We start from the raw sequence: 24,867 nt of genomic DNA, 5'->3' as shown, positions 1-24,867 counted from the left end.
GCATGGCTGTTTCACCCTCAAGCAGGTGGCCGGAGAAACTGCGCCGCAGCTTCTGTTTTTTCTACCCCGAACGATTACGCAGCAAGATCACTCTGGTCGTAGTCGTGGGGCTGCTGGTGGCCCAGATTCTGACCGGCACCATGTGGTCGCAAATGCGCCGGCAGGTCTTGATAGAAACCCCGGCCCGTATTGCTGCCGTGCGTTTTTCAGACTGGTATCTATATGCCGAGTCCCAGCTGGCCCATGGCGCGGACATTGACCCCAGCCTTCTGTCAGGCGTATCCGCCACACCCGTCAGCGCAGATCTGCCACTGGATTACCAGTCCAATATGGGGGAGGACTTTGGGCTGTTCTTTGAAAAAGTCATTCAAGAGCGCACCGGAGCCTGCAAGAATTTTCATCTGCTGTCGGTGAACAAGGCCAGACCTACAGACAAGGAGGCGGGCATTCCTTTGCTGGACACCTTTTCGCGCGAACTGAATCTGGTGGATGTGTCTTTCTCCGCCGTATTCAAGCTGTCCAATGGCCAGCACTGGCGACTGCATGTGGTGGAAAACCAGGGCTGGAGTTCCATCGGCAATCTGAAATTCACCTACGACTATTTCCTGCGCATCTATTTCTTCCGCCTGATTCTGGTGGTCATCGCCCTGACCCTGTGCCTGAACTTCATTTTTCGGCCACTGAAAAAGCTGGAAAAAAGCGTGCTGGAAATGGATGTGAACCGTAATCAGGAAAAGATACAGCTGGGCGGCTCCAAAGAGTTCAAGCGGCTGGGCGTGGCCTTTAACAATATGGTGGAGCGCGTACAAAAACATATTGAAGAGCGCGCCTATTTCTTCTCGGCCGTATCCCATGATTTGCGCACACCCATCACACGCCTGAAGCTGCGCGTACAGAAAGTGCAGGACGAGGCCTTGCGCCTGAGCCTGAAGCGGGATGTGGAACAGCTCAATGAACTGGTCAACTCCACGCTGGAACTGATGAGCTTTCAGACCTCTGACGAAGCCTTTGCCGAAGTCGATCTTGCCGCCCTGCTGACGGCAGTCAGCGTGAATCGTCAGGACCTGGGAGAAAGCATCGCGCTGGCAGAATTGGAACCGGCCATTCTGAACATACAGATTCAGCGCTTTCGCCGTTGCCTTGAAAACCTGATCTCCAATGGCTTGCGCTACGGGCAGCACGTATACATCTCCGCACATAAAGCAGCGACGGAATACATCATTACCGTGGCCGACGATGGCCCCGGCATTCCTCTGGACGAGCAAGCCAAGGTCCTGCGCCCTTACTACCGCCTGGAGACCTCCCGCAATCGCTCCACCGGGGGCTATGGTTTGGGCTTGAGTATTTGCGATGAAGCCCTGCGCGCCCATGGTGGACGGCTGGAGTTTGGACACCAGGAACAGCGTTTTTGTGTACGCATCCATTTGCCCTTGCAGCCAGCAGGATAAAGACATTACAAAGTGCCGGGTTAAATCTGTGCCACAAGGGGCTCCGGCCCCTCTCCAAGCCTGATTTTTAGTGCTTTTCCAAACTATTTTGCATTTATTTCTAGAAAAATGCTTTTTAGGCTTGCCATGCAGATAAATAGTCTGCTATAGTTTCACTTCTTTAGCGGCTGTAGCTCAGTTGGATAGAGTACTTGGCTACGAACCAAGGGGTCGTGAGTTCGAATCTTGCCAGCCGCGCCATATTCAAGTTGATTTCTTCACGGAAATCAGCGACCAGAGTTAGAACTCGTGGGGTCAAACCCAATGGATGAGACTCTGAAAAGATCAGCCCTGATGACGATGTCATCAGGGCTTTTTCTTTGCCTGCTGCTTTTACCCTGCATACCGCCGCTTACCTGCAAACAGATCAAAACTCCACGACTGCAGACCGGGCACAATGTCTGTTGCACTTTCCTGCCCCTGCGCCCTCAACCGCCACGGGACAAGCGGTGTAAAGTAGCGACTTCCGCCCAGACAGAGCCTGCCTGCTCTTGCTAGACCACAGCGTCTGCGCGGACCTCTTCTTAATCGACAGGATTGACCATGTTTGAGCGCACAAAACTTCTTTTGCCTTTAGCGGCCCTCCTTCTGGCCAGCGCCAATAGCTACGCCCAGGATAGCGGCCCTGCCATTCAACTGGCGCAAATGGGCGGAGCCATGCACGCTGCCGCCGAAGTTTGCGGTGACTACAGCCAGACCCAGCTTGATGAGATGAAAAAACAGCAGAAGTCTTCCATTCAAAGCATGGGCCTGAACGACGAGGACTTTGATAAAGCCTTTGAGCAAGGCCTGGACCGTGGCCGTCAGGATCTGCAAAAAGCCACTGCCGAGCAGCGCAAGCAGATGTGCGAGCAATTGCGCTCCGGCCCCAAGTTCTAAATTCGCTCTACTCAACAAGAAAGCGCTCTGGCCCGCAAGGAACCAGAGCGCTTTTTACTGCCAGCGCGAAGACGGACTCGTCTTACAGCGCTTTGACCATATCTTCGATGGTCTTTTTGGCATCGCCAAACACCATCATGGTCTTGTCCATATAGAACAGCTCGTTATCCAGACCAGCATAACCAGCAGCCATGGAGCGCTTGTTCACGATCACGGTTCGGGCTTTGTAGGCTTCCAGAATCGGCATGCCCGCAATCGGCGAAGCCGGATCGTTCTTGGCGGCCGGGTTGACCACGTCGTTGGCCCCCAACACCAGCACCACATCGGTCTGAGCAAACTCGCTATTGATGTCGTCCATTTCAAAGACCTGCTCGTAAGGCATTTCGGCCTCGGCCAGCAAGACATTCATATGGCCAGGCATACGACCGGCGACCGGGTGAATGGCGTAGCGCACATTCACACCCTGGCTGGTCAGCTTGTCCGACAGCTCTTTCAAGGCGTGTTGAGCACGGGCCACGGCCAAACCATAACCAGGCACAATCACCACGGACTCGGCATTGCTCATCATGAACGCGGCATCTTCAGCACTGCCGGATTTCACCGAACGATTGCCCTGATCTGCACCACCCGCAGCCGCTTCCGGATTGGCACCAAAACCGCCCAGAATCACGTTGAAGAAGGCGCGGTTCATGGCCTTGCACATGATGTAAGACAGAATCGCACCGGAGGAACCCACCAGCGAACCGGCAATGATCAGCATGGAGTTGTTCAGGGAAAAACCAATCCCTGCTGCCGCCCAACCCGAATAGCTGTTCAGCATGGACACCACCACGGGCATGTCTGCGCCGCCAATCGGGATGATCAGCATCACGCCCAACAGGAAGGACAAGGCCAACAGCACGCCAAAAGCCCACCATGCTTGCGTCATCACAAAAACCACGCCGCAGGCCAGGGCCAGCAGACCCAGCAGCAGGTTCAGCATGTGCTGACCTTTGAAGGTGACGGGGGCACCCTGGAACAGTCGGAACTTGTACTTGCCCGACAGCTTGCCAAACGCAATGACCGAACCGGAGAAGGTAATGGCACCGACCAGCGCGCCCAAAGCCAGCTCCACACGGTTACCCATGGGCAGAGCCACCTCGGCCGAACCAATCCCGAAGGCCACGGGTTCCAGCACCACGGCAATCGCAATGGCCACCGCCGCCAGACCAATCATGCTGTGCATGAAGGCCACCAGTTCCGGCATCTTGGTCATCTCGACACGGCGTGCCATGACGGTACCCAGCACGCCACCAATCACCAGACCAATCAGAACCCGCAGCAGGCCAGAGAGCTCCTTGCCTTCGGGAGCCAGGCTATAGATCAGCACGGCTGTGGTCGCAATGGCCAAGGCCATCCCCACCATGCCGAACAGATTGCCACGACGCGAACTGGCTGGATGCGACAAGCCTTTCAGGGCCTGAATGAAACACACCGAGGCCAGCAAATAGCACAAGGTAACGGTATTCATGGAAATCATGACTGCCCTTCCTTGGGCGTATTTTTAGCGCCCTTCTTTTTGAACATTTCCAACATGCGGCGGGTTACCAGGAAACCACCAAACACGTTTACCGAGGCCAGCGCGGTGGCAATAATGCCCATCGCCTGCGCCCAAGGGCTTTCGGTCAGGGCCGCTGCCAGCATCCCGCCCACAATAATGATGGCCGAAATCGCGTTGGTCACCGCCATCAAGGGCGTGTGCAAAGCGGGCGTTACTGTCCAGACCACGTGGTAACCCACGTAAATGGCCAACACAAAGATGATCAGGTTAATGACCAGGGGAGAAATAATATCCATGGCGTCAGGCTCCCTGCTGTGGAAAGAGTCGTTTGCCACCCTGCACAACACGGCTGGCATTCACAATGTCGTCGTCCGCAGGGATATGCAGCTCGTCAGACTGATCCTTGAGCATCAAGCCCAGGAACTGTTGAATATTGCGTGCATACAAGGCAGACGCATCCGCAGCCACACGGGCCGGGAAGTTGGTCTCGCCCACCAGGGTCACGCCATATTTCTCCACAATCTGGTCGGCTTCGGTCAAGGCGCAGTTGCCGCCACGGGCCGCAGCCAGGTCAACAATGACCGAACCTGCCCGCATGGACTGCACCACTTCCTCGGCAATCAGACGCGGGGCGGGCCGCCCCGGAATCAAGGCCGTAGTAATGATGACGTCAGCCTGGGCGCAACGCGCCGCCACCACCGCCGCCTGCCGTTGCAACCAGGAAGCGGGCATGGGACGGGCATAACCGCCTACCCCTTGTGCCGCTTCGCGCTCTTCATCGGTCTCGTAGGGCACATCAATAAACTTGCCGCCCAAGGACTCGATCTGCTCACGCGCGGCAGGACGCACATCAGAGGCTTCTACCACCGCCCCCAGACGACGTGCCGTGGCAATCGCCTGCAAACCGGCCACACCCGCGCCCAGCACCACGACACGGGCCGCTTTGACGGTACCCGCCGCGGTCATCATCATGGGAAAGAATCGGGGATATAAGGTGGCTGCTTTCAGCACAGCGGCATAACCCGCGATATTGGCCTGCGAGGACAGAACGTCCATGCTTTGCGCCCGCGTGGTACGCGGGATCAGCTCCAGGGCGAACGCCTGGCAGCCCGAAGAAGCCAGCCTGTCCAAACCCTGACTTTCGTAAGGGTCCAGCATACCGACGACCACATGCTCGGCACGCAAACGCGCCGAATCCACATCAGCCGGGCCCACTACCAGCAGCACGGTGGCTTGATAGGGATCTCCTATCGTTGCCCCTGCTGCCTCGTAATCGGCATCCGAGCTGGCAATCCCCTGTCCGGCACCCGCCTCGATAATCACATCATGGCCCGCCTTGCGGTAAGCCTTGATGGTATCGGGCGTGGCCGCTACCCTCTTTTCCCCGGTCCCCCGGGGGCTTAGTACACCCAGTCGCATCTTCAATCTCCAGTTAATTAACTAACTTCTACGATCTCTGACGACGTGCAGTACCCGGATGGGTGAGTCTGTCACCACGTGGACACGACCCAACAACCTCTCCGGCCCGGTGTGTGTTTGCCCTCAACACCGGAACACCATCTATAAATTCGGATGTGCAAAAAACAGGCCTGGTGCAGACCGGCCTGAACAGGATAGAAACCTACCCTTTAGTGTCCCTCTCCCACTCCTGCCCCTTGCAGGAAACTGTCATTCTTTTTGAACTCACTATAAGGGCCTTTATTTGACACAAGAAACCCCGACCCGCACTAGACCGCTTTAGACGAAAAAGCAAGACACATTACTACCACCTGATTATCGCAATATGATGCCTGTTCGACGGGATTTTTTTTGCTTGCCCACTGGGTAACACTGAGTAGATCAGCCTTTGCTACGGACTTAGACGCCTGATAATTAAAACTACAAGCATTGGCCTGCTGCTAAGATAGCAACTTCCTATAAAACTTGTCACTAACTTGTAATTAATGTTCGTGTTCACGCCCCGGTGATGTTTGCGTCGCTACTGGCCGCTGAACCACTTCTTTTTAAAGCCTAGGCAACCGCCCCCTTGATGCGCGGTTTACCTGCACTACTCAGTCCCAGGCTGATCTATCCCCATGGCAGACATCCACATCGATCACGTAGTGAAACGCTACGGCAACAATACCATCATCAATGAACTGAGCCTGCAAATCCGGCATGGCGAGTTCTTCACTTTATTAGGGCCCAGCGGCTGCGGCAAAACAACCTTGCTGCGCATGATTGCCGGTTTCATCATCCCCGATGAAGGCCGCCTGTTTCTGGACAAGGAAGACATTACCTACCTGCCCGCGCACAAGCGCGAGACCGGCATGGTGTTCCAGGACTATGCATTGTTCCCCGATAAAACCGTGTTTGACAATGTGGCTTACGGCTTGCGGGTACGCAAAGTCAGCAGCAGCGAGATCAAGAAAAAAGTCGCCTACATTCTGGAGCGTGTGGAACTGGGTGGCATGGGCGAGCGTTACCTGGCTGAGCTATCCGGAGGCCAACGCCAGCGTGTAGCCCTGGCCCGCGCCCTGGTGATCGAACCCCGTGTTCTGCTGATGGATGAACCTTTGTCCAACCTGGATGCCAAGCTGCGTATTCAAATGCGCCAGGTCATCCGCGAATTGCAGCAGGAATCCAATATCACGGCTATTTTCGTGACGCATGATCAGGAAGAAGCCCTGTCCATGTCGGACCGTATTGCCTTGCTGCGTCAGGGCCGTATCGACCAGCTCGATACCCCCGAAGCCATGTACTCCACACCACGCACTGCCTATGCTGCCGACTTTATTGGTGCGGCCAACCTGATCGACACCCTGGGCGTGCATGTGGAAGCTGATCACACCACCGTCAGCATTGCCGGTGGACACATCATGGTGAACAACCCGCCGCCTGCCGGCCAGGTACTGCTGGCAGTGCGCCCTGAAAACATCACTTTGCATACCGAAGCCCAGGCTAGCAGCATTCCGGCCCAGGTTGTGGCTCGCCAATATCTGGGAACCAAAACGGCCTACAGCCTGAAACTGAGCGATGGTAAGCAAATTATTGCCGACGTTGCCGCTGCCCAGGACCCGCATCTGTCTGCAGGTGCTTCGGTGAACCTGAGCTTTAGCCCTGAATGTCGACTGGTCGAGGCGTAAGACCCATGGCTATTGCTGCAAGACCCCTGGCCCTTCGTTCTCCCTGGTTCCTGCCCGCCCTGGTCTGTCTGGTGGTGCTGGTGTTCTGGGTTGTATGGCCACTCGCCTCCCTGTTCTATCAAAGCGTGATCGACCCGGCAACGGGCATGCCCAGCCTGCACGGCTTTGAAACCTTCTTTAGCGACCCTCGCTATGTTGAGGCCTTCTTCAACACCATCAAGCTGGGGCTGATCTCCACGATAGGGACGCTGCTGCTGGGTGCGCCGCTGGCCTATGTGGTGGCTCGCTACGACTTCCCCGGCAAGGCCATTGTGGCCATCCTGCCCCTGACCACCATTGTGCTGCCGGACATCATCGTCTCGCAGGCCTGGCTGATGCTGCTGGGCAATAACGGAGTGGTGCGTCTGGCCCTGGAAAGCATTGGTATTGACCTGCCCAGTTTCTACGGCTGGTTTGGCATGTCCTATGTGCTGATCCTGAACGATTACACCTATGTGTATATCGGCATGCTGGCTGCGCTCAAGGCCATTGACGGCACGCTGGAAGAAGCCGCCGTGAACCTGGGTGCCAGCAATTTCAAGCGCGCGCTCAGCGTCACCTTCCCGGTACTGATGCCTGCCCTGCTGGTCAATGCCATGATTGTGTTCACGCTGGCCGTGGACAACTTCTCCATCCCCATGATTCTGGGCGGTCAGGTCGATGTGCTGTCCTCGCTGACCTACACCACCTTCCTGTCCGAGATGAGCGGTAACCCCACCATGCAAGGTGTGCTGGCCGTGGTGTCCGTGATTCTGGTCGGTGCGGTGCTATTCATTCAGAAACGGGTACTGGAACGCAAGACCTTCCAGATGCAGCAAGGCCGCGCCCCACGTCCGGTTCGTGCTCAAGGGCTGGCCGGCATCTTGCTGACCGTTGGTGCGGTGCTGTTTGTGACCTTCTCGCTGATTCCGGCCTTTATCGTGCTGATTGGTGCCTTCACCAAAGCCAGCGGCCCGGTCATGCAATACGGCACCTTCACGCTGGACAATATGGAGCGTGCCCTGCGCTACGCTCCCGAGCCCATCTTGAACTCACTGATGCTGGCCAGTGTCGCCACTATTGCAGGCACCTGCTTTGCCACGATCTGCAGTTACCTGATCGTGAAAAAGCGCCTGTTCGTGGTCACCGCGCTGGACTATATGGTGATGCTGCCTTTGGCCATTTCCGGCACCGTGCTGGGTATTGCCCTGATCCAGACCTACAACAGCGGCATGCTGGTGCTGACTGGCACCTGGGTGATCATGGCCGGTGCGTACTTTGTGCGTAAAGTGCCCTTCTCCATTCGCTCGGCCTCGGCCTCGCTCTACAACATTCCCGACTCTATCGAAGAGGCCTCCATCAACCTGGGTGTCAGCCCCTTCAAGAGTTTCTTCAAAGTGGTTCTGCCCTTGATGAAGCCCGCCATTCTGGGTGCGGCCATCCTGATGTGGGTCACTTCGCTGGCTGAAATTTCCGCCACTATCGTGCTGTATTACGGTGGTATGGAGACCATGCCCATCCAGATGTTCCGTCAGATCGACGCCGGCTTCCTGGCCCGCGCTTCGGCTTACGGGGTGATCTTGATGGTCGTGATTCTGGTGCCGATTTATCTGGCTATCCGTTTTCTCAAGCTGGATCTGTTTTCCAGCCGCTAATCTAAAAAGGCTCACTATGCTGACTACACGTTTTCTGAAAACTGGTCTGGCACTCTCCCTCAGTGTCGGCGCCCTGTCCCTGTCCGGTGCCGCCATGGCCGCCAATGCCGTGATGTACACGCCTAACAATGTGCAAACCATTGATACGGCGCTGGAAATTGCTCGCAAGACCGCGTCTGACCTGTCCATTCAACAAGTGACCTCCGGCGCTGGTGCCTTGATGAAGCGTATCGAAGCCGAAGCACAGAACCCGCTGGGTGACGTGGTATGGGGCACTGGCTACGGCACCATGGCCGCTTTCCAGCAGAACTTCGAAGCCTACGAATCGCCCGAGAACAAGGCCATTCCTGAAGCTTTTCATGGCAAGGACAGCCTGTGGACCAGCTCCAACGCCCACGTCATGGTCATCATGGCCAACGAACGTCAACTGAAAGGCCAGGCCGCTCCCAAAACCTGGTCCGATCTGTTCGATCCTCAGTGGAAAGGCAAGGTCATTATTGGTGACCCAGCATCATCGGGCAGCGCCTACGACCAGGTCTATGGCATCTACCAACTGTACGGTGCTGAAGGCCTGCAAAAGCTGGCGGCCAATGTGATCGTGTCCAAGAGCTCGGGCCAGGTCTACAAAAGCGTGGCTAACGGCGAGTACCCCTTGGGCGTGACCATGGAATACGCGGCCTACGCCTACGTGGCCGGTGGTCAGAAAGGCATTGAGCTGATCTACCCTGAAGACGGTACCTTCATTGCTCCTGAAGGCGTGGCCGTGATCAAGAACCCCAAGAACGGCCAGGAAGCGGCTCGCAAACTGGTCGACGTTCTGCTCTCCAAAGAAGTACAGGAAGCTGAACTGGTGGAGAACTTCCGCCGTCCTACTCGCAGCGACATCAATGTGGCCGAGCTGACCAAGTTGCCTAACCTGGATCAGATCAAAGTGGCCAACATCGATCCTTTGAAGGCTGCTGCCGAGTACGAAACGGTCATCGAAGCCTGGAAACAGGCTTTGGCTGCAGCTGGCAAATAAGCCGGAGAAATTCAGAGCGCAACAGCAATGCGTGGTGGGCCTGCCCCACCCGCCTGCTGGTCCGCACTGAATGGACAAACCCCTTGATGCTGGATTCTCATCCGGCCCTCAAGGGGTTTTTTATTGCCTGAAATACGTGAGCAAAAACGGCTGCTGGGTGACGTATCCCAAGCACTCTCAGACCGGCTCCGAAACTGCGTTGCGCTCGGCAAGCAACAAGCCTGGAGAAAGACAGAGCTGCCTCATTTATCCACTGGATAAATCTGATCTTCACGCAGGCGTGGGCGATCGGCTTCCACTTCGGTCAAAGGCTCCACACGCTGCATGGTTGCCAGTGAACGCTGGGCCAGACGCTGGTACATACGTGTACCGAAAAACTTGCCATCAATGGCTTTCTGATCCAGTTCTTTGACCACCGTCGCGGGAGACCCGGCCACCAGACTGCGTGGCGGCACTTGCATCCCTTTCTTCACAAAGGCCATGGCGCCAATAATGCTGTCTGCACCAATATCCGCCGCGTCCATGACGACCGCATTCATGCCCACCAGCACGTTGCGGCCAATGACGCAGCCATGCAGCACGGCACCGTGCCCGACGTGGCCATCCTCATGCACCACCGTGTCCTGATAAGGCGTGCCATGAATAACACAGGTGTCCTGAATATTGGAACCGGCCTTCATGATGATGCGCCCGAAGTCTCCGCGCAAACTGGCCAAAGGACCGATATACACGCCCTCGCCAATAATGACGTCACCAATCAGTACAGCGGTAGGATGAACATAGGCCGTGGGGTGAACCACTGGCACCAGCCCATCAATAGAATAAATATTTTGCATACCTGCCTCGTACAAAAAGCCTGCACCCACAGCCGGCCCAAGGTCCGGCCAAAAATACGATCATAGCTGCTGCAGACCGATATAATGCGCCGTACTCTTTCTTTTTGCATCCTATGAGCATGTTGTATTACTGGCTGGCCTTTTCCCTGGGCATGGTGTTTTACGCCGCCTACTTGTCGCAGTCCTTTTTGCTGTCGCAAGGCATTATCTATATGAAGGAAAAAGATCAATCGCCGCCCCTGCTCTGGCTGTTCACCCGCCTGATCGGCTTTATCCTGCGTGCCATTCCCGGCCTGCTGATGCGCCCTGTCCCCCTGATTTTGTGGGTCGTGGGCCTGGGGTTGACGGTGCAATACAGTTTCGCGCTTTAAGCCAGACGAGCCGCACTTTTCTCGTTCACTGCACGGACATCCGGGTCAGGATTGAGGGCTTCCTGCCCCCCACGTCTGCGACTCTCAGTCAAGCCTTCTGCGCCTGTCAGTCAATTCAGCACTGCCCTCCCCTCCTAAACTGACACAAAACAGGATGGCCGGGCTCTGTAAGCAGCACGGCCTGGCGATCAAGATCGCGGATACCGCGACAAGGAGGATGTATGCAGACAAGGAAAATCGTCCGGGCAGCCGCCGTACAGGCCGCCTCTCCCAACTACGACCTGGCAGCAGGTGTTGATAAAACCATTGAACTGGCTCGACAAGCGCGTGATGAAGGCTGCGACCTGATCGTATTTGGTGAAACCTGGTTGCCAGGCTATCCCTTCCACGTCTGGCTAGGTGCGCCGGCCTGGTCACTGAAATACAGTGCTCGTTACTATGCCAATTCACTCTCGCTGGACAGTGCAGAGTTTCAGCGCATTGCCCAGGCTGCGCGAACCTTGGGCATTTTCATCGCATTGGGCTATAGCGAACGCAGCGGTGGCAGCCTGTATCTGGGCCAATGCCTGATCGACGACAAAGGCGAGATGCTATGGTCACGTCGCAAACTCAAACCCACGCATGTAGAGCGCACCGTATTTGGTGAGGGTTATGCCCGCGATCTGATTGTGTCCGACACAGAACTGGGACGCGTCGGCGCTCTATGCTGCTGGGAGCATTTGTCACCCTTGAGCAAGTACGCGCTGTACTCCCAGCATGAAGCCATTCACATTGCTGCCTGGCCGTCGTTTTCGCTATACAGCGAACAGGCCCACGCCCTCAGTGCCAAGGTGAACATGGCCGCCTCGCAAATCTATTCGGTGGAAGGCCAGTGCTTTACCATCGCCGCCAGCAGTGTGGTTACTCAAGAGACGCTAGACATGCTGGAAGTGGGTGAGCACAACGCCTCTTTGCTGAAAGTGGGCGGTGGCAGCTCCATGATTTTTGCACCGGACGGACGTACACTGGCTCCCTACCTGCCTCACGATGCCGAGGGCTTGATCATTGCCGATCTGGATATGGAGGAGATTGCCTTCGCCAAGGCGATCAATGACCCCGTGGGCCACTATTCCAAACCTGAAGCCACCCGTCTGGTGCTGGACTTGGGGCACCGAGAACCCATGACTCGGGTGCACTCCAAAAGCGTGACCAAGGCAGAGGCTTCCGAGCCAGGTGTGCAAAGTACGGCTACCTCAGTCGCTATCAGCCATCCCCAGGACTCGGACACACTGCTCGTGCAAGAGCCGTCCTGATCCCAAGAGATGACAAGGCCCGGACAGCTTGCCCGGGCCGTGATTCCTTCTGCTCCCCGGTCCTGCATCCGCGTCGTCCTGGTCGGAAATTATCGTCCCCCGCCACTCTTTCTGGTCTGGCTCAAACCAAAGATCTTGCCTGATACTTAGTCAGTCCAGTTGATCGCAGTCCCTGCCGTCAGCCTTTGGACCCACGACGGAGAGATCATCAATGGAGCAATGGTCCACCACGGCAGTTCCCGCTACCCGGCGCGCCCCCTATTGGATGGAGGCCGTCAACAAAGCTTATGTGCAGCTGGAATGCGCCGTCCCCTCCCGTTCCGCTACCCCTTTCTTCGGGGCCATTACGCGACGTGAACTGGCAGAGGTCAGCCTATCTCGTATCTCCTCGACCACCCAGACCGTGCTGCGCACGCCACTGCAAATTTCCAGAGCGTCCGAGGATATTTTTCTGCTCAGTATTCAAGTGGCAGGAGCGGGACAACTAGTTCAGGATGAAAAGATCGCCAAGCTGAAACCCGGCGATCTGGCCCTGTACGACTCCACCCGCCCCTATCAACTCCTGTTTGACCAGGACTTTGAGCAGTATGTCCTGTCTTTGCCCGGCTCCATCCTGCGCAAGCGTTTGCGCAATGCCGAAGATATGACAGCCTGCAAAATAACCAGCGCCCAATCCGGCACGGCACGCCTGCTCGCCTATATGGTGAGCGAACTGATGGCCTGCCCGCCAACCGGCGGACCTATTGTGGATCTATCACTTGCCGACAGCCTGGTCGGTATTCTGGTGGCAGCGCTGGCCGAGAATCTGGGCAGCCCGTCCTTAAAGGACGATACGGGAACCGTGCGGCGCGACCGGATCAAAGCCTATGTATTGGAGAATCTGCGCGACCCCGAGCTGAATATAGGCAAGATTGCCAATCGCCTGGGCCTGACAGCCAGCACTGTGCATCGCGCCTGGGAAGGCGAGGCCGATTCACTGACAAACTGGATTTGGTCCATGCGCCTGCAAGGCGCTGAACAGGATTTGCGCCGTCTAGCCCATCACCACAAGACCATCACTGAAATTGCGTATCACTGGGGCTTCAGCAGCTCTGCCCATTTCAGCCGGGCATTTCGGCAGCGCTTTGGTGTGCCGCCTAAAGAGGCCCGCGAAAGTATGCGGGCCCAGGTCCAAACAAACACGATGCCTATCTGATCCGGCGGTCCGGCGGTCCGGCGATCCGGCGATCAGGCAATCGCCTTGCCGTCATTCAGAGCCAGCAGGCCCTTGATCAGCCGATACAGAATCCACACGCTGACAATTACGATGGTCACAAAACCAACCAGAATCGCCATCAACAAGAAAGACAGCACCACGCCGACCAATCCCCACCAGAACGTACGGATTTGCCAATCAAAGTGCGATTCCAGATAGGTGCCGCGCACTTCATCGCGCTTGATGTAGTTGATGATGATGGCGACCAGGGCGGTGATGCCGCCAAACATGGACAAGATGTACAGCGCGTAATTGATCAGAGTCAGATTACGCAGACTGACCAACTGGTTTGTACCGTCGCCTTGTGGGACCGGGTTCCTTTCCTCATTCATCCGTAACTCCTTGGAAAAATAAACGGTAGCGTTACCTATCCCGTAACGCTACCGAAGAAAACCTGTTCAGGTCAGTGACTGCCTGGAGATTAACGCAGTCCAATAAATGGCATGGCGGAACCGGGAACCAGACTTTCTGGCAACTTACCGTCCCATTTTTCCACAGCATTCAAATTGACCAGATTGGTATTCTGAGCCAATGCCTGGGCCCTGGCTGAAATGGCCTTGGCTTCGGCGTCACCACGCAGGCGAATACCGTCAGCTTCAGCCATGTAGCGTTCGCGCTGAGCGCGGGCTTCTGCTTCAGCCTGAACCACTTTGATTTCAGCCTGAATGGAAGCAGTTTCTTTTTGCTGGCGGGTGGTTTCAATTTGAACCTGGGCCAACATGCGGTTTTCAATCGATTGCTCGTAGGCTTTGGAGAACGACACTTCCTCAACCTGCACACCCATCATTTGCAATGGAGCGGACTCCAGGGTCACGCGCATGGCTTCGTTGATGTCAGCACCCAGCTTCTCGCGATTCTGAATCGACTGAGCAGCAGTGTACTTACCAAACACGTTCTTGATCACGTCCAGAGCCTTACGTTCCAGCAAGCGAGCTTCCAGGGCATCGAGTGAACCGTACTCGGAGTACAGCTGAGCCACATCAGTTTCAGGCACGCGATACGTTACCGAAGCCACCATGGAGGCGGACTGCTGGTCAAAACTGTACGCCTCAAGCTGCATGCGAACCGTGTGATCACGTACCGAAATGGTACGTACCGTGTCAAAGAACGGAACCTTGAAGTCCAGGCCAGGTTCGGCCACGCGAACCAGCTTACCGTTACGCAGCACCACGCCACGTTCACCCTGGTCTACCTGCAAGAACGAGCCCATGGAGGCCACGATCAGGATCAGGAAAATAACAACCGCCGCTCCCAGGAAACCCAGTCCCTTGGAGTAGTTGGCAGTGCCACCTTCTGGCTTTGTTTTAGCAGCCAGTTTCGTAAATGGATTTTTATCAGTGCTCATCACGGCTTCCTTTATGTGGCTGACGCGTCTGGTCTTTTAATTGACGACGTTCCACCATAAGTTGCCGTATGCCTTTGGCAATCAGGTAGGCCAGCACAGCGGCCCCCAACAAAATCAAGATGATACGCATGACGCTTCAGTCTTCCCACTAGATTTCAGTCAGAGCGCAATTATCCCCGATTCCTTCTGTCACGCTCAGAAAAGAAGCGTCAAAATATGACAAATGGACAGTATTGCTGGTAACAAATCTTGAACAGACGCCATTGCGACGCCCGAGAAAATGGAAAAAAGCAGATTAGTTGCTTATTCGAGAGAAGCCAGGGCAGCGTCCAGTTCAGCCAGATGAGCCTGTACCGGCGGTACATCGCTACGGGTTGCAACCAGGCGCAGAATATGGTTTTTACTGATCTGGAAGGTGCGCATCAACTGCTCCAGTTCAGCCGTGGAGTATTGGCGTGCGTTATCGCGCAAGGCCGCTTCCAGCGCATCCAGCTGCTCGTAAACCGAGTCCAGATCTTCACGCTCCTGGATATAGAGACGAGTCAGCCAGATATGGCGTCCCACGCTATCCCATTGCTCCAGTCCGGCAAAGCCATACTTTTGCGTCAGACTGTTCAATTGACGGTAAATGTCGGAACCGCGCTCGACCTGATCCACCTCCAGCATGGGTGGGAAACCGTCTGGCAGACCGCCATCCCAAACCGGCTCGCTACGCTCCACGGTTTGCAGCACCGGCAAGATTTCACCCAGGCTTTGCACATAACGAGTCACGACCTGGTCATCCAATGCCAGCTCAGTTGACGATGCCAAAAAAGGCAGGCCCATCAAGGCCATGCTACAGATACAGAGGACTCGTTTAATCATCGCTCGCCCTAAAAAACAAGACCACCCGTCTTGAACGACGTAAAACACATTGGTCGATTGTAAGCACGGGAATGACTGCTTTTCTTTGCCTGTGCCAAAAACGACACAGCCTTTTCAATCCTCAACAGTCTTGGACTGAAAAGCCTTGCGCTTTAACAATCCATGCTGTTTGAAACGCTGCTGCCAAGGACACTCTACCGTTTCACTTCGCCTGAGTGGGCAAAATAAAAAAGTAACAATTATTTTTTGTTCTTGTGTTTGGAAAAGTGTGATGCCCGTCTTGTTGTCGCCATTACTGCCTGAACCAGGACCGGGTTTGCACAAAGACAAGCTTGAGCGTGGGTCCGAACATTGGCGACACTATGCGTCAGACAATAAAAAAAGCCCTTGAAAACAAGGGCTTAATTTAATTCCAGCTGGCGGAGACGGAGGGATTCGAACCCTCGATACGGGTATAAGCCGTATGCTCCCTTAGCAGGGGAGTACCTTCAACCTCTCGGCCACGTCTCCAGCTCTAGGAAAGAAGTAACTATAGCATTTTTAAAAAACCAATGCAAATAGCTAAAGGGATTATTTTTCCTGATCCAGCTCGAACGTCTTGTGCAGAGCACGCACCGCCAATTCCATGTACTTGTCGGCAATAATCACCGAGGTCTTGATCTCGCTGGTGCTGATCATCTGGATGTTGATGCCCTCTTCGGACAAGGCGCGGAACATGGAGCTGGCAATACCAGCGTGGTTACGCATGCCGATACCAACGATGGACACTTTGCACACGGCTTCATCAAACACGATTTCGCCAGCGCCCACAGCCGGGCCGACCTGGTTCATCAGCAGTTCCTTGGTACGCAGCGCGTCGTTGCGGCTGACGGTAAAGGAAAAGTCTGTGGTGCCCTGAACCGACAGGTTCTGCAAAATCATGTCGACTTCGATGTTGGCCGCTGCGATGGGGCCCAGAATGGAATAGGCCACGCCGGGGGTGTCGGGAACGGCACGCAGGGTGAACTTGGCTTCATCACGGCTGAAGGCGATGCCAGAGACAACGGCAGCTTCCATTTTTTGGTCTTCCTCGAAAGTAATCAGCGTACCCGAAGACATTTCTTCTTCGAGCGAAATCATGGGGTCGGTCATGGAGGACAAGACGCGCACAGGCACCTTGTACTTGCCAGCAAATTCCACAGACCGGATTTGAAGAACTTTGGAGCCCAAAGAGGCCATTTCCAGCATTTCTTCAAAGGACAGCACTTTCATGCGACGTGCTTCGGGCACGACGCGCGGGTCGGTGGTGTAGACACCATCCACATCGGTAAAGATCAGGCATTCGCTGGCCTTCATGGCAGCGGCAACAGCCACCGCGGAAGTATCCGAGCCACCACGACCCAGGGTCGTGATATTGCCTTCATCATCCACCCCCTGGAAGCCGGTCACAACGACCACACGGCCTGCGTCCAGATCCTGGCGAATGCGGGTGTCATCAATAGAACTAATGCGGGCACGAGTGTAGGCATTGTCGGTCTTGACGGGAACTTGCCAACCGGCGTAGCTGCGGGCGGGAACGCCCTGGGCAGCCAAGGCCATGGCCAACAAAGCGCTACTGGCTTGTTCGCCCGTAGCGGCCAGCATATCCAGCTCGCGTGGATCAGGCTGAATACTCAGTTCTTTGGCCAGGCCTAGCAAACGGTTGGTTTCACCGGACATGGCCGAAGGAACCACCACAACTTGGTGCCCGGCGGCATGCCATTTGGCAACCCGACGCGCCACATTCTGGATGCGCTCGATCGAGCCCATCGACGTGCCGCCATATTTATGTACGATCAGGGACATCTTTTACTCTGCATCAAAGGGCTAAGGTCTGGGATAGACACAAAACCCAACTATTCTAACGACTTTCTGTGCCCCAAGCGCAGGCTCTACCACATACACACGCAAAAAAACACATACTTTGTCGACTCAACACCATAGCCCACGCTCCTGCCACAGGCCACCCCAAACTACTTACTTGCTTGATCGGCCACCCGGCCTGCTTGCTGGTCGCCTGGACCGGCAGATTCGATCTGCACCCGGCCTCGCACACAGCGCACCAGGTTCTGTCCATGCTTCCACATCAAATTCCTGTCGTGCCCCCGGGCATGCAGCCCGCGCAGTTGCTTGAGCAGTTCTGCCAGACGCGCTTGCGTAGGCAAGCCAGCGCCCTGCTCCTGCAACCAATAACGGAGCACCAGGCTTTGCCGCGCTGGCTCCAGGCTACGCCAGGCCACCAAACTGAAACTACGTCCTGCTTCATCAGGTTCCAGTGTCAGCCAGTCCTGGCTGGCCACACTATCCAATACTTCCTGTGTTTCGCGGCTTAGCTGGGCTTGACGCTGCAAACGGCTTTGCCAGCCCGGCCAGCGCGCGTCGAGCACAGGCGTGAGCAAATCGCGCACTGCGCCACGGGTGTAATCAGGATTGATATTGGTGGGATCTTGTACCGCATGCCAGCCTGTGGCTGCGGCAAACGCATCACTGGCTTGAAGAATAAGTGCCCTGGGCTGCTCCAGCCAGGGTCGCCAGTACTGCAATTGATCGCGCTGCATACGGGGTGCCATCGCCCCCAGACCGGTTATACCCGTGCCACGCAGCAAACGCATCAGAACCGTTTCGGCCTGATCATCTTGATGATGAGCCAGCAGTACATGCTGCAAGCCAACAAAATGCGCCAGTTCAGCCAGGCCCTGATAACGGGCATCACGCGCGGCAGATTCCATGCCATCAGCGCTTAGACGGTGGGACTGCACCTGGACCCGCAAGCTGTGACAGGGTCGCTGCAAACGCGCAGCCAGGTCATGCACATGCGCTTGCCACTGATCGGCAATGGCTTGCAGGCCGTGATGAATATGGAAAAAATGAAGTGTGACTTTGCGGCGGCTGGCCCAAAGATGGGCATGTACCGCCAGCATTGCCGAGTCCGCACCACCACTCAAGGCTACCGCGACTGTGTCGCCGCTTTTAAAACTTAGGTGATGGTTAAGCGCCTCCAGCAGCGGGGGTGAGGGGCTAAAGCCCCCCAGCTGACTGGAAGGCAATGGATCAGGCACGAACTTCCTGATAACGGCCGTAGGCCAGGAGACGTTCCATACGCTGCGCCAGCAGTTGTTCGGTGCTCAGGCCCGAGACCTGACGCAAGGCATCAGCCAGGGCACGGCCCAATTGGCGCGCCATCATGGTGGGATCGCGATGTGCGCCACCAATGGGCTCGTTGATCACGCGATCGACCAGGCCCAGTTCTTTCAGACGGGGAGCGGTAATGGCCAGGGCCTCAGCCGCTACGGGAGCCTTGTCCGCACTACGCCACAGAATCGAGGCACAACCTTCGGGCGAGATCACGGCGTAGGTGGAGTATTGCAGCATGGAGACCACGTCACCCACGGCAATCGCCAACGCACCACCCGAACCGCCTTCACCAATAATGGTGGAGATGATAGGTACACGCAGTTTGGCCATGGCAAACAGGTTATGACCGATTGCCTCGGACTGGCCACGCTCTTCAGCGCCAATACCAGGGTAGGCGCCGGGAGTATCAATGAAGGTAAAGACAGGGATACCAAATTTTTCCGCCAACCTCATCAAGCGCAGGGCTTTACGGTAGCCTTCGGGGCGCGGCATGCCAAAGTTGCGACGGGCGCGCTCTTTGGTATCACGACCTTTCTGGTGACCAATCACCATGCAAGGCGTACCGTTGAAACGGGCCAGACCACCCACAATAGCCAGGTCGTCCGCATACATACGATCGCCATGCAGTTCGTGAAAGTCCGAGAAGATCTGGTTTACATAGTCCAGGGTGTATGGACGTTGTGGATGGCGAGCAACCAGGGCCGTTTGCCAAGGCGTGAGCTTGGCGTAAATGTTCTTGGCCAGCGTCTGGCTTTTTTGCTGCAGACGGCTGAGTTCCTCTGAAATATCCACAGCGGAATCAGATTGCACATAGCGGAGCTCTTCGATTTTGCCTTCGAGCTCGGCCAAAGGCTGCTCAAATTCCAGGAATGTATTTCGCATGTCGGTTCTTAAGGTTTAGGCCTAATTTAATATCGTACCGCAACTGTGTTCAGACTGCGCCACAGATGCCAGGTAGCCACCGTGCACCACGGTGCCCACGCTTGAGCAACTTCACGCGCCTCGAACCGGGATACCGGCTCGCCGCTGAAATAGTGCTGAGAGATTGCCTTGAGCAGGCCCGCATCATCCAAGGGGAGAACATCGGGTCTGTGCAAGTTGAAAATCAGAAACATATCTGCCGTCCAGCGGCCTACACCACGAATGGCGCACAGGTCCGCAATAACGGCTTCGTCAGACAGGGACTGCCATGCCTGGGGGTCGATTTTACGAGCATCAAAGTGAGTCGCCAAATCAACAATATATTCGGCCTTGCGTTTGGGCAAACCCAAACCATGCAGGGCCTCGTAACCCAGTTCCAAAATAAGTTCAGGCGAGAGCGCCTGGCCACAGCCGTCCAGCAGTTTGCGCCACAGCTGGTCCGCCGTACGCGAGGCCAGTTGCTGGCCCACGATGGAACGCACCAAAGTGGTGAAAGCCGGAGCCTGATGTTGCAGCCAGTAGTCGCCATGCTGGGGGATGAGCTTGCGCAAGATACGATCGCGCTTCATCAGCTGGGCGCAGGCGTCGTCCCAGTAATCAGGTTTGCCCACCAAACGAACTTGAGGGCCGGATTGAACGCCGCTTAGGCCCTGCGCCATTGTGTTGCTCCACCTGGCCGATCTTCCAGCTCTACGCCCTGCTCTTTAAGCTGCTCACGGATGACGTCGGCGCGCGCAAAGTCGCGATTCTGTTTAGCCTGGCCGCGTTCCGCCAGAAGCTCGTCAATCTGGGCGTCGCTCAAGGAGTCGGCACCGGCCACGCTGGCCGCCTGACCAAAGCGTGTGCTGGCGCGCCAGTAGACGGCGGGGTCCACCTGCAAAAGACCAATCACGCCACCCAGAGCACGCATCAAACCAGCGGCCTGCGCATCCTTGTCGCGGTTGGCTTGGCCAGCCAGCTCAAACAGAACGGCAATAGCACCGGCAGTATTGAAATCGTCATTCATGGCTTCGGCAAAAGCCAAAGCGGGGCCTTGAGTCCAGTCAATTTGGACGTCGGCGGCAGGAACATGTTGAAGGGTCTGGTACAGACGGTCCAAAGCCTGCTGAGCATCGCGCAGATTATCTGGTGCGTAGTTTTGCAGGCTGCGGTAATGGTTGCGCACAATAAAGAAGCGCAACATTTCAGCTTCACGCGGGTTGGCGATGTAGCTGCTTTCTTCGTCGGCCAGACCTTCGGGCGCCACGGTATCGCGGATGCGACGGAAGTTGCCCAGGGACTTGGACATTTTCTCCGAGTCCACCATCAGGGGGCCGCAGTGCATCCAGACATTGGCCAACTGACCGCCAAAAGCGCCTTCCGTTTGGGCAATTTCGTTTTCGTGGTGAGGGAACTTCAAGTCCGGGCCACCGCCGTGAATATCCAGGGGCAGGCCCAGCAGCGCCTTGCTCATGGCCGAACATTCGATGTGCCAGCCCGGACGGCCCAGACCGTAGGAGGACTCCCATTTGGATTCGGCGGGTTCGTCTTCTTTAGCCGACTTCCACAGCACAAAATCCAGAGGGTCACGCTTGGCCGAGTTCAGGGCAACACGCTCACCGGCACGCAGATCATCCAAAGAGCGACCCGACAATTTGCCGTAGCCGGGGAACTGACGCACGGCGTAGTTCACATCACCGTCTTCGGACTGATAGGCCAGGCCGTTTTCTTCCAGCTTGGCAATAATGCCCAGCATATCGGGCACGTGCTGCGTGGCGCGTGGTTCCGAGTCAGGGCTTTGCACACCCAGGGCCTTTTCGTCGGCATGCATGGCGGCAATATAGAAGTCCGTTACCTGAGACATCAGTTGCTTGCGCTCGACGGCACGGCGGATGATCTTGTCATCAATATCGGTAATATTGCGCACATAGGAGACGCGATAGCCGCTTGCTCGCAACCAGCGCTGCACGATGTCAAAGCTGACCAGCATACGAGCGTGTCCCAGGTGACAGAAGTCGTACACCGTCATGCCACAGACGTACATACGCACGTGGCCCGGTTCAACCGGAGAAAACACCTCTTTAGAGCGTGACAACGAGTTATAAATGCGCAACATGGCCTGTAATCGTCATAAAATCGGAACCTTGTGCCAGAACAATTGCCCTTGGATCAGGTTCCGTATTTCCCGCCCGGCAAGAGGCAAGGTTAGAATGATGGTCAATAAGTATAGCAAGCAGACCTCGTTAAAGGCAGCAATCTACCAACCTTCCTGGTCTTCAAGCCAGATTTTATAGGCGCCCCCTCTGTGTTCAGTACACCTAGACGGACTCGGTTTCTCGCTCCTTGCACCCTGGCCCTTTTTCTGGCCCTGGGTCAAAACGTGAGCGCCCAATCCCTGCCCGATTTGCCCCCGCCCAGTGCGCGGGTGAACGATCCCTTGCTGGATATCGCTCCCGAACCTGAACGTGGCTGGAAGGGTCTGGCCCGTGCTCTGGACGTGCTGGCCCCCAGCGTCGATACCTCTTTGCCGCTTAGCGCCGCTGAAGTCAGCCAGCGCATCAGCACCTTGATTGCCCAGGGCCGTCATGCCGACGCCTTGCAGGCGATCGAAAAACAGCTGGAGCAACGCAAGGACCGGGGCGAGCCCGGTGCCAATGTGCAGTTGCTGTTTTTGAAGGCACGCGCCCTGTCGGCCAGTGGTGACCACAATGGCGCCATCAGCCTTTACCAGAACATGACTACCTATTACCCGGAGTTGCCCGAGCCCTGGAATAATCTGGCGGCCGAGTACATTGCGCAGGACAAACTGGACCTGGCCCTGGAAGCCCTGAAAATGGCTCTGACCGCCGATCCCTCCTATGCACTGGCCCGCGCCAATATGGGTGAAGTCCAACTGATGCTGGCCAATGACACCTACCGTCAGGCCGCCGCCAATGGTGTGCCCAAAGCAGCCCAGCGTGCGCAACAAACTGGCCAAATTCTGCAACAATAAGATTTTTCTTTGACTGGGTTGTCCCTATCTTATGTTTGCAAGCACATTTCAATGGTGTGATCAGGCTCGCAGCTTGCGCACCCTGCTTATTGCTGCCTGTATGGCTATGCCTATGATGAGCAGTCCGGCTATGGCAGCAGATTCTTCCACTTCTTCTGAAGGCACTTCTATGAGCACCTCTCCACGCGTCCAACTGCAGACGAACCAGGGCACCATCCTGATCGAACTGAACGCAGAAAAAGCCCCCAACACCGTAGCCAACTTTGTGGACTACGTGTCCAGCGGTTTTTACGACGGCACCGTGTTTCACCGTGTGATCAACAACTTCATGATCCAGGGCGGCGGCTTTGAGGCCGACATGAAGCAAAAAGCCACCAACGCTCCTGTCAAGAACGAAGCCGACAACGGTTTGAAGAACGACAAGTACACCCTGGCCATGGCTCGCACCTCCGACCCACACTCGGCTACGGCTCAGTTCTTCATCAACGTGGCTGACAACGACTTCCTGAACTTCACCGCTCCTACCGCCAATGGCTGGGGCTACGCCGTATTTGGCCGCGTGATCGAAGGCATGGACGTGGTCGACAAGATCAAGACCGTGCGCACCGGCAACAAGGGCTTCCACCAAGACGTGCCCGTTGAGGACGTCGTTCTGGAAAAAGCCACGCTTGTCGAATAAGCTCACGCTTGCGGGCAACATCTGGATTGCTGCGGACCTGCATCTGGGTCCGGACAATCCAGACACCGTCCAGGATTTCCTGCAGTTTCTGCACTCCGCCCAGCATCAAGCTCATGCCTTGATCCTGGGCGGTGATATTTTCAATGCCTGGATTGGTGACGATCAAATCGCCCACCCTGCTCCCTGGCTTGCTCAAGTCAGTGAGGCGCTGCGCACATTCGCGCAGCAGCATCCGCTGTATCTGATGCGCGGCAATCGCGATTTCCTGCTGGGCCAAACCTACGCCCGCCATGTTCACGCCACGCTATTGCCCGATCAAGTCGTTCTGGACACTTCTGCCGGCCTGATTCTGATGTCGCACGGCGACGAGTACTGCCTGGACGATCTGGGCTATCAACGCTTTCGCCATTGGGTACGCAAACCCTGGCTCCAGAAACTCTATCTGGCCTGCCCTTTAAGCTTGCGTCAGCGTATTGCCGATTCAGCCCGCGCCGGTAGCCAGCGCGGCAAGCAATACAAGTCCAAAGACATCATGGATGTGCAGCCTGCAGCTATTGTGGCAGCCTGCGAGGCGCATCCTGTGCAGGCCATGGTTCATGGCCATACACATCGCCCTGCAGTACATGACATTCCTGGCTTTGAGCCGGTACGCCGCTGGGTACTCCCGGATTGGGAATCTGACTCCTCGGAAGGAGGACGACGGGGCGGCTATATCAGCATTGAAGGTGTACAGCTCTGCCTGCACCAGTGGGGGCAAGAGGATCAGTGTCAGACACTGGGACCTCAGTAAGAGTGACTTCACCTACAGCCAGCTAGGTTTAAGCTCCACGTCTTTTTATACCTTCTTGCGATAAAACCTGTTTTTCTTCACACGGTGCTGGTGGCAGGAATCAAGGTGGCTGCATAAGCATTTTTGAGGGGGCAATTGGGCTCGACTTGGCGGGTCTCCGGCCCGTGCTGCGCACGGGTTCCCTGGTCTCTTGCAGTATCCAGGCGCCCTGTGAACTCGCGGGGTGGCTCGTCCCCCGGACGAACCACAAGCGCCCCGCTCAAACAACACAGGGCTTGCATCCTGGATACTGCAAGAGCCTGCGGCCAGAGCCCTGACTCGCCCGTCGAGCCCAATTGCCCCCTCAAAAACGCAAAAAAGACCGTGATTTTTGCCAACAAGATACTTTCGCTCGCGGCAACCAAAGCGGACCACCGAAGGCTGGTCTCGTGCCCGACCACCGACTCTTGGCGCCATGAGCAGCAAGGCTGCTTGTCCCTTCCTCACTTTGAACCTCTCGGTTCGTCTGCCCCGGTATCCAGGCGGTTCAGACTGCTTGCCGCAGGCGGTGTTCGGATACGGGATGCAAGCGCCCTTCTGTTTGAGCGGGGCGCTTGTGTCTTGTCCGGTGGACAAGACACCCCGCGAGTTAAGGGCGCGCCCGTATCCGAACACCGACCAGGGTA

Annotated in this window: 24 protein-coding genes and 2 tRNA genes; 12 read left to right on the top strand and 14 right to left on the bottom strand. The window is 56.3% G+C overall.

Translation table 11 applies throughout. The features are described 5' to 3' along the window. The first annotated feature begins 2 nt into the window (after positions 1-2). From ACLPGZ_RS08340 to ACLPGZ_RS08330, 3 genes are all read left to right on the top strand, one after another. On the top strand, positions 3-1,448 hold the full coding sequence (locus tag ACLPGZ_RS08340; RefSeq protein ID WP_088450870.1) for a sensor histidine kinase: 1,446 nt from the start codon (positions 3-5) through the stop codon (positions 1,446-1,448). Between the two features lie 163 nt (positions 1,449-1,611). Continuing rightward, positions 1,612-1,688, top strand: a tRNA-Arg gene (locus ACLPGZ_RS08335). 342 nt (positions 1,689-2,030) lie between these two features. Continuing rightward, positions 2,031-2,366: a hypothetical protein gene (locus ACLPGZ_RS08330; RefSeq protein WP_035270874.1), complete on the top strand. Its 336-nt coding sequence runs from the start codon at positions 2,031-2,033 to the stop codon at positions 2,364-2,366. An 82-nt stretch (positions 2,367-2,448) separates the two neighbouring features. On the opposite strand, the gene ACLPGZ_RS08325 is transcribed toward ACLPGZ_RS08330, so the two are convergent. From ACLPGZ_RS08325 to ACLPGZ_RS08315, 3 genes are read right to left on the bottom strand one after another with little or no spacing between them, the layout of a single operon-like run. Continuing rightward, complete coding sequence (locus tag ACLPGZ_RS08325; protein WP_088450874.1) at positions 2,449-3,885, bottom strand: NAD(P)(+) transhydrogenase (Re/Si-specific) subunit beta; 1,437 nt, start codon at positions 3,883-3,885, stop codon at positions 2,449-2,451. Beyond that, positions 3,882-4,202 carry an NAD(P) transhydrogenase subunit alpha part 2 gene (locus tag ACLPGZ_RS08320; RefSeq protein WP_009457776.1) on the bottom strand — a complete coding sequence of 107 codons (321 nt, stop codon included), beginning with the start codon at positions 4,200-4,202 and terminating at the stop codon, positions 3,882-3,884. The genes ACLPGZ_RS08325 and ACLPGZ_RS08320 overlap by 4 nt, the downstream gene beginning before the upstream one ends. A gap of 4 nt (positions 4,203-4,206) precedes the next feature. Then, positions 4,207-5,325 carry an NAD(P) transhydrogenase subunit alpha gene (locus ACLPGZ_RS08315; protein WP_026484257.1) on the bottom strand — a complete coding sequence of 373 codons (1,119 nt, stop codon included), beginning with the start codon at positions 5,323-5,325 and terminating at the stop codon, positions 4,207-4,209. A gap of 656 nt (positions 5,326-5,981) precedes the next feature. Between ACLPGZ_RS08315 and ACLPGZ_RS08310 the strand changes: the two genes are divergently transcribed. From ACLPGZ_RS08310 to ACLPGZ_RS08300, 3 genes are read left to right on the top strand one after another with little or no spacing between them, the layout of a single operon-like run. Continuing rightward, positions 5,982-7,031 carry an ABC transporter ATP-binding protein gene (locus ACLPGZ_RS08310; RefSeq protein WP_429641124.1) on the top strand — a complete coding sequence of 350 codons (1,050 nt, stop codon included), beginning with the start codon at positions 5,982-5,984 and terminating at the stop codon, positions 7,029-7,031. Positions 7,032-7,036: 5 nt separating this feature from the next. Further along, positions 7,037-8,704 carry an ABC transporter permease gene (locus tag ACLPGZ_RS08305; RefSeq protein ID WP_115634110.1) on the top strand — a complete coding sequence of 556 codons (1,668 nt, stop codon included), beginning with the start codon at positions 7,037-7,039 and terminating at the stop codon, positions 8,702-8,704. 16 nt (positions 8,705-8,720) lie between these two features. After that, positions 8,721-9,725, top strand: a complete 1,005-nt coding sequence (locus ACLPGZ_RS08300) for an extracellular solute-binding protein (RefSeq protein WP_083054036.1) — start codon at positions 8,721-8,723, stop codon at positions 9,723-9,725. Positions 9,726-9,967: 242 nt separating this feature from the next. Here ACLPGZ_RS08300 and ACLPGZ_RS08295 read toward each other — a convergent pair whose 3' ends face one another. Further along, the gene (locus tag ACLPGZ_RS08295; protein WP_035271432.1) at positions 9,968-10,561 is read right to left on the bottom strand and encodes a phenylacetic acid degradation protein PaaY; all 594 of its coding nucleotides are present in this window, start codon (positions 10,559-10,561) and stop codon (positions 9,968-9,970) included. A gap of 113 nt (positions 10,562-10,674) precedes the next feature. Here ACLPGZ_RS08295 and ACLPGZ_RS08290 point away from each other — a divergent pair, with 113 nt between their 5' ends. The 3 genes from ACLPGZ_RS08290 (at position 10,675) to ACLPGZ_RS08280 (ending at position 13,419) form a co-directional block, all read left to right on the top strand. Beyond that, a complete protein-coding gene (locus tag ACLPGZ_RS08290) occupies positions 10,675-10,932 on the top strand; it encodes a hypothetical protein (protein ID WP_088450882.1) in 258 nt (85 codons plus the stop codon). 221 nt (positions 10,933-11,153) lie between these two features. Beyond that, positions 11,154-12,224, top strand: a complete 1,071-nt coding sequence (locus tag ACLPGZ_RS08285; protein WP_060185692.1) for a nitrilase — start codon at positions 11,154-11,156, stop codon at positions 12,222-12,224. Between the two features lie 211 nt (positions 12,225-12,435). Beyond that, positions 12,436-13,419 (top strand): AraC-like ligand-binding domain-containing protein, encoded by a 984-nt coding sequence (locus ACLPGZ_RS08280; RefSeq protein ID WP_239055226.1) that lies wholly within the window; start codon positions 12,436-12,438, stop codon positions 13,417-13,419. A 32-nt stretch (positions 13,420-13,451) separates the two neighbouring features. Here ACLPGZ_RS08280 and ACLPGZ_RS08275 read toward each other — a convergent pair whose 3' ends face one another. From ACLPGZ_RS08275 to cysS, 10 genes are all read right to left on the bottom strand, one after another. Continuing rightward, a complete protein-coding gene (locus tag ACLPGZ_RS08275; protein WP_254002790.1) occupies positions 13,452-13,811 on the bottom strand; it encodes a DUF4870 family protein in 360 nt (119 codons plus the stop codon). A gap of 89 nt (positions 13,812-13,900) precedes the next feature. Then, positions 13,901-14,824: a prohibitin family protein gene (locus ACLPGZ_RS08270; RefSeq protein WP_080655542.1), complete on the bottom strand. Its 924-nt coding sequence runs from the start codon at positions 14,822-14,824 to the stop codon at positions 13,901-13,903. Next, the gene (locus tag ACLPGZ_RS08265) at positions 14,814-14,954 is read right to left on the bottom strand and encodes a hypothetical protein (protein ID WP_022983530.1); all 141 of its coding nucleotides are present in this window, start codon (positions 14,952-14,954) and stop codon (positions 14,814-14,816) included. Before ACLPGZ_RS08265 ends, ACLPGZ_RS08270 begins: the two co-directional genes overlap by 11 nt. A 173-nt stretch (positions 14,955-15,127) precedes the next feature. After that, entirely contained in the window at positions 15,128-15,688 is a 561-nt protein-coding gene (locus tag ACLPGZ_RS08260) for a hypothetical protein (protein WP_230940584.1), read from the bottom strand. A 417-nt stretch (positions 15,689-16,105) separates the two neighbouring features. Then, a tRNA-Ser gene (locus ACLPGZ_RS08255) sits at positions 16,106-16,198 on the bottom strand. Positions 16,199-16,258: 60 nt separating this feature from the next. Further along, positions 16,259-17,512, bottom strand: coding sequence for an aspartate kinase (locus ACLPGZ_RS08250; RefSeq protein WP_022983529.1), 1,254 nt, complete (start codon positions 17,510-17,512; stop codon positions 16,259-16,261). A gap of 167 nt (positions 17,513-17,679) precedes the next feature. After that, entirely contained in the window at positions 17,680-18,627 is a 948-nt protein-coding gene (gene tilS, locus ACLPGZ_RS08245; protein ID WP_429641138.1) for a tRNA lysidine(34) synthetase TilS, read from the bottom strand. Positions 18,628-18,757: 130 nt separating this feature from the next. Beyond that, entirely contained in the window at positions 18,758-19,723 is a 966-nt protein-coding gene (locus tag ACLPGZ_RS08240) for an acetyl-CoA carboxylase carboxyltransferase subunit alpha (protein ID WP_022983527.1), read from the bottom strand. Positions 19,724-19,749: 26 nt separating this feature from the next. Further along, complete coding sequence (locus tag ACLPGZ_RS08235) at positions 19,750-20,421, bottom strand: DNA-3-methyladenine glycosylase family protein (protein ID WP_042483969.1); 672 nt, start codon at positions 20,419-20,421, stop codon at positions 19,750-19,752. Beyond that, positions 20,406-21,857 (bottom strand): cysteine--tRNA ligase, encoded by a 1,452-nt coding sequence (cysS, locus tag ACLPGZ_RS08230; RefSeq protein ID WP_429641123.1) that lies wholly within the window; start codon positions 21,855-21,857, stop codon positions 20,406-20,408. Before cysS ends, ACLPGZ_RS08235 begins: the two co-directional genes overlap by 16 nt. Before the next feature lie 264 nt (positions 21,858-22,121). Here cysS and ACLPGZ_RS08225 point away from each other — a divergent pair, with 264 nt between their 5' ends. The 3 genes from ACLPGZ_RS08225 to ACLPGZ_RS08215 all read left to right on the top strand — a co-directional run bounded on the left by ACLPGZ_RS08225 (position 22,122) and on the right by ACLPGZ_RS08215 (position 24,202). Then, positions 22,122-22,733, top strand: coding sequence for a tetratricopeptide repeat protein (locus ACLPGZ_RS08225; protein WP_321388035.1), 612 nt, complete (start codon positions 22,122-22,124; stop codon positions 22,731-22,733). A 169-nt stretch (positions 22,734-22,902) separates the two neighbouring features. Further along, entirely contained in the window at positions 22,903-23,412 is a 510-nt protein-coding gene (locus ACLPGZ_RS08220) for a peptidylprolyl isomerase (RefSeq protein ID WP_045931048.1), read from the top strand. Then, on the top strand, positions 23,402-24,202 hold the full coding sequence (locus ACLPGZ_RS08215) for a UDP-2,3-diacylglucosamine diphosphatase (protein WP_321388033.1): 801 nt from the start codon (positions 23,402-23,404) through the stop codon (positions 24,200-24,202). The genes ACLPGZ_RS08220 and ACLPGZ_RS08215 overlap by 11 nt, the downstream gene beginning before the upstream one ends. The last annotated feature ends 665 nt before the right edge of the window (positions 24,203-24,867 follow it).

Source organism: Alcaligenes sp. Me129, assembly GCF_050487245.1.
Classification (GTDB): Bacteria; Pseudomonadota; Gammaproteobacteria; order Burkholderiales; family Burkholderiaceae_B; genus Alcaligenes; species Alcaligenes phenolicus.
Note: the sequence above shows the minus strand (reverse complement) of the source record. Positions and strands in the feature narration are given on the sequence as shown.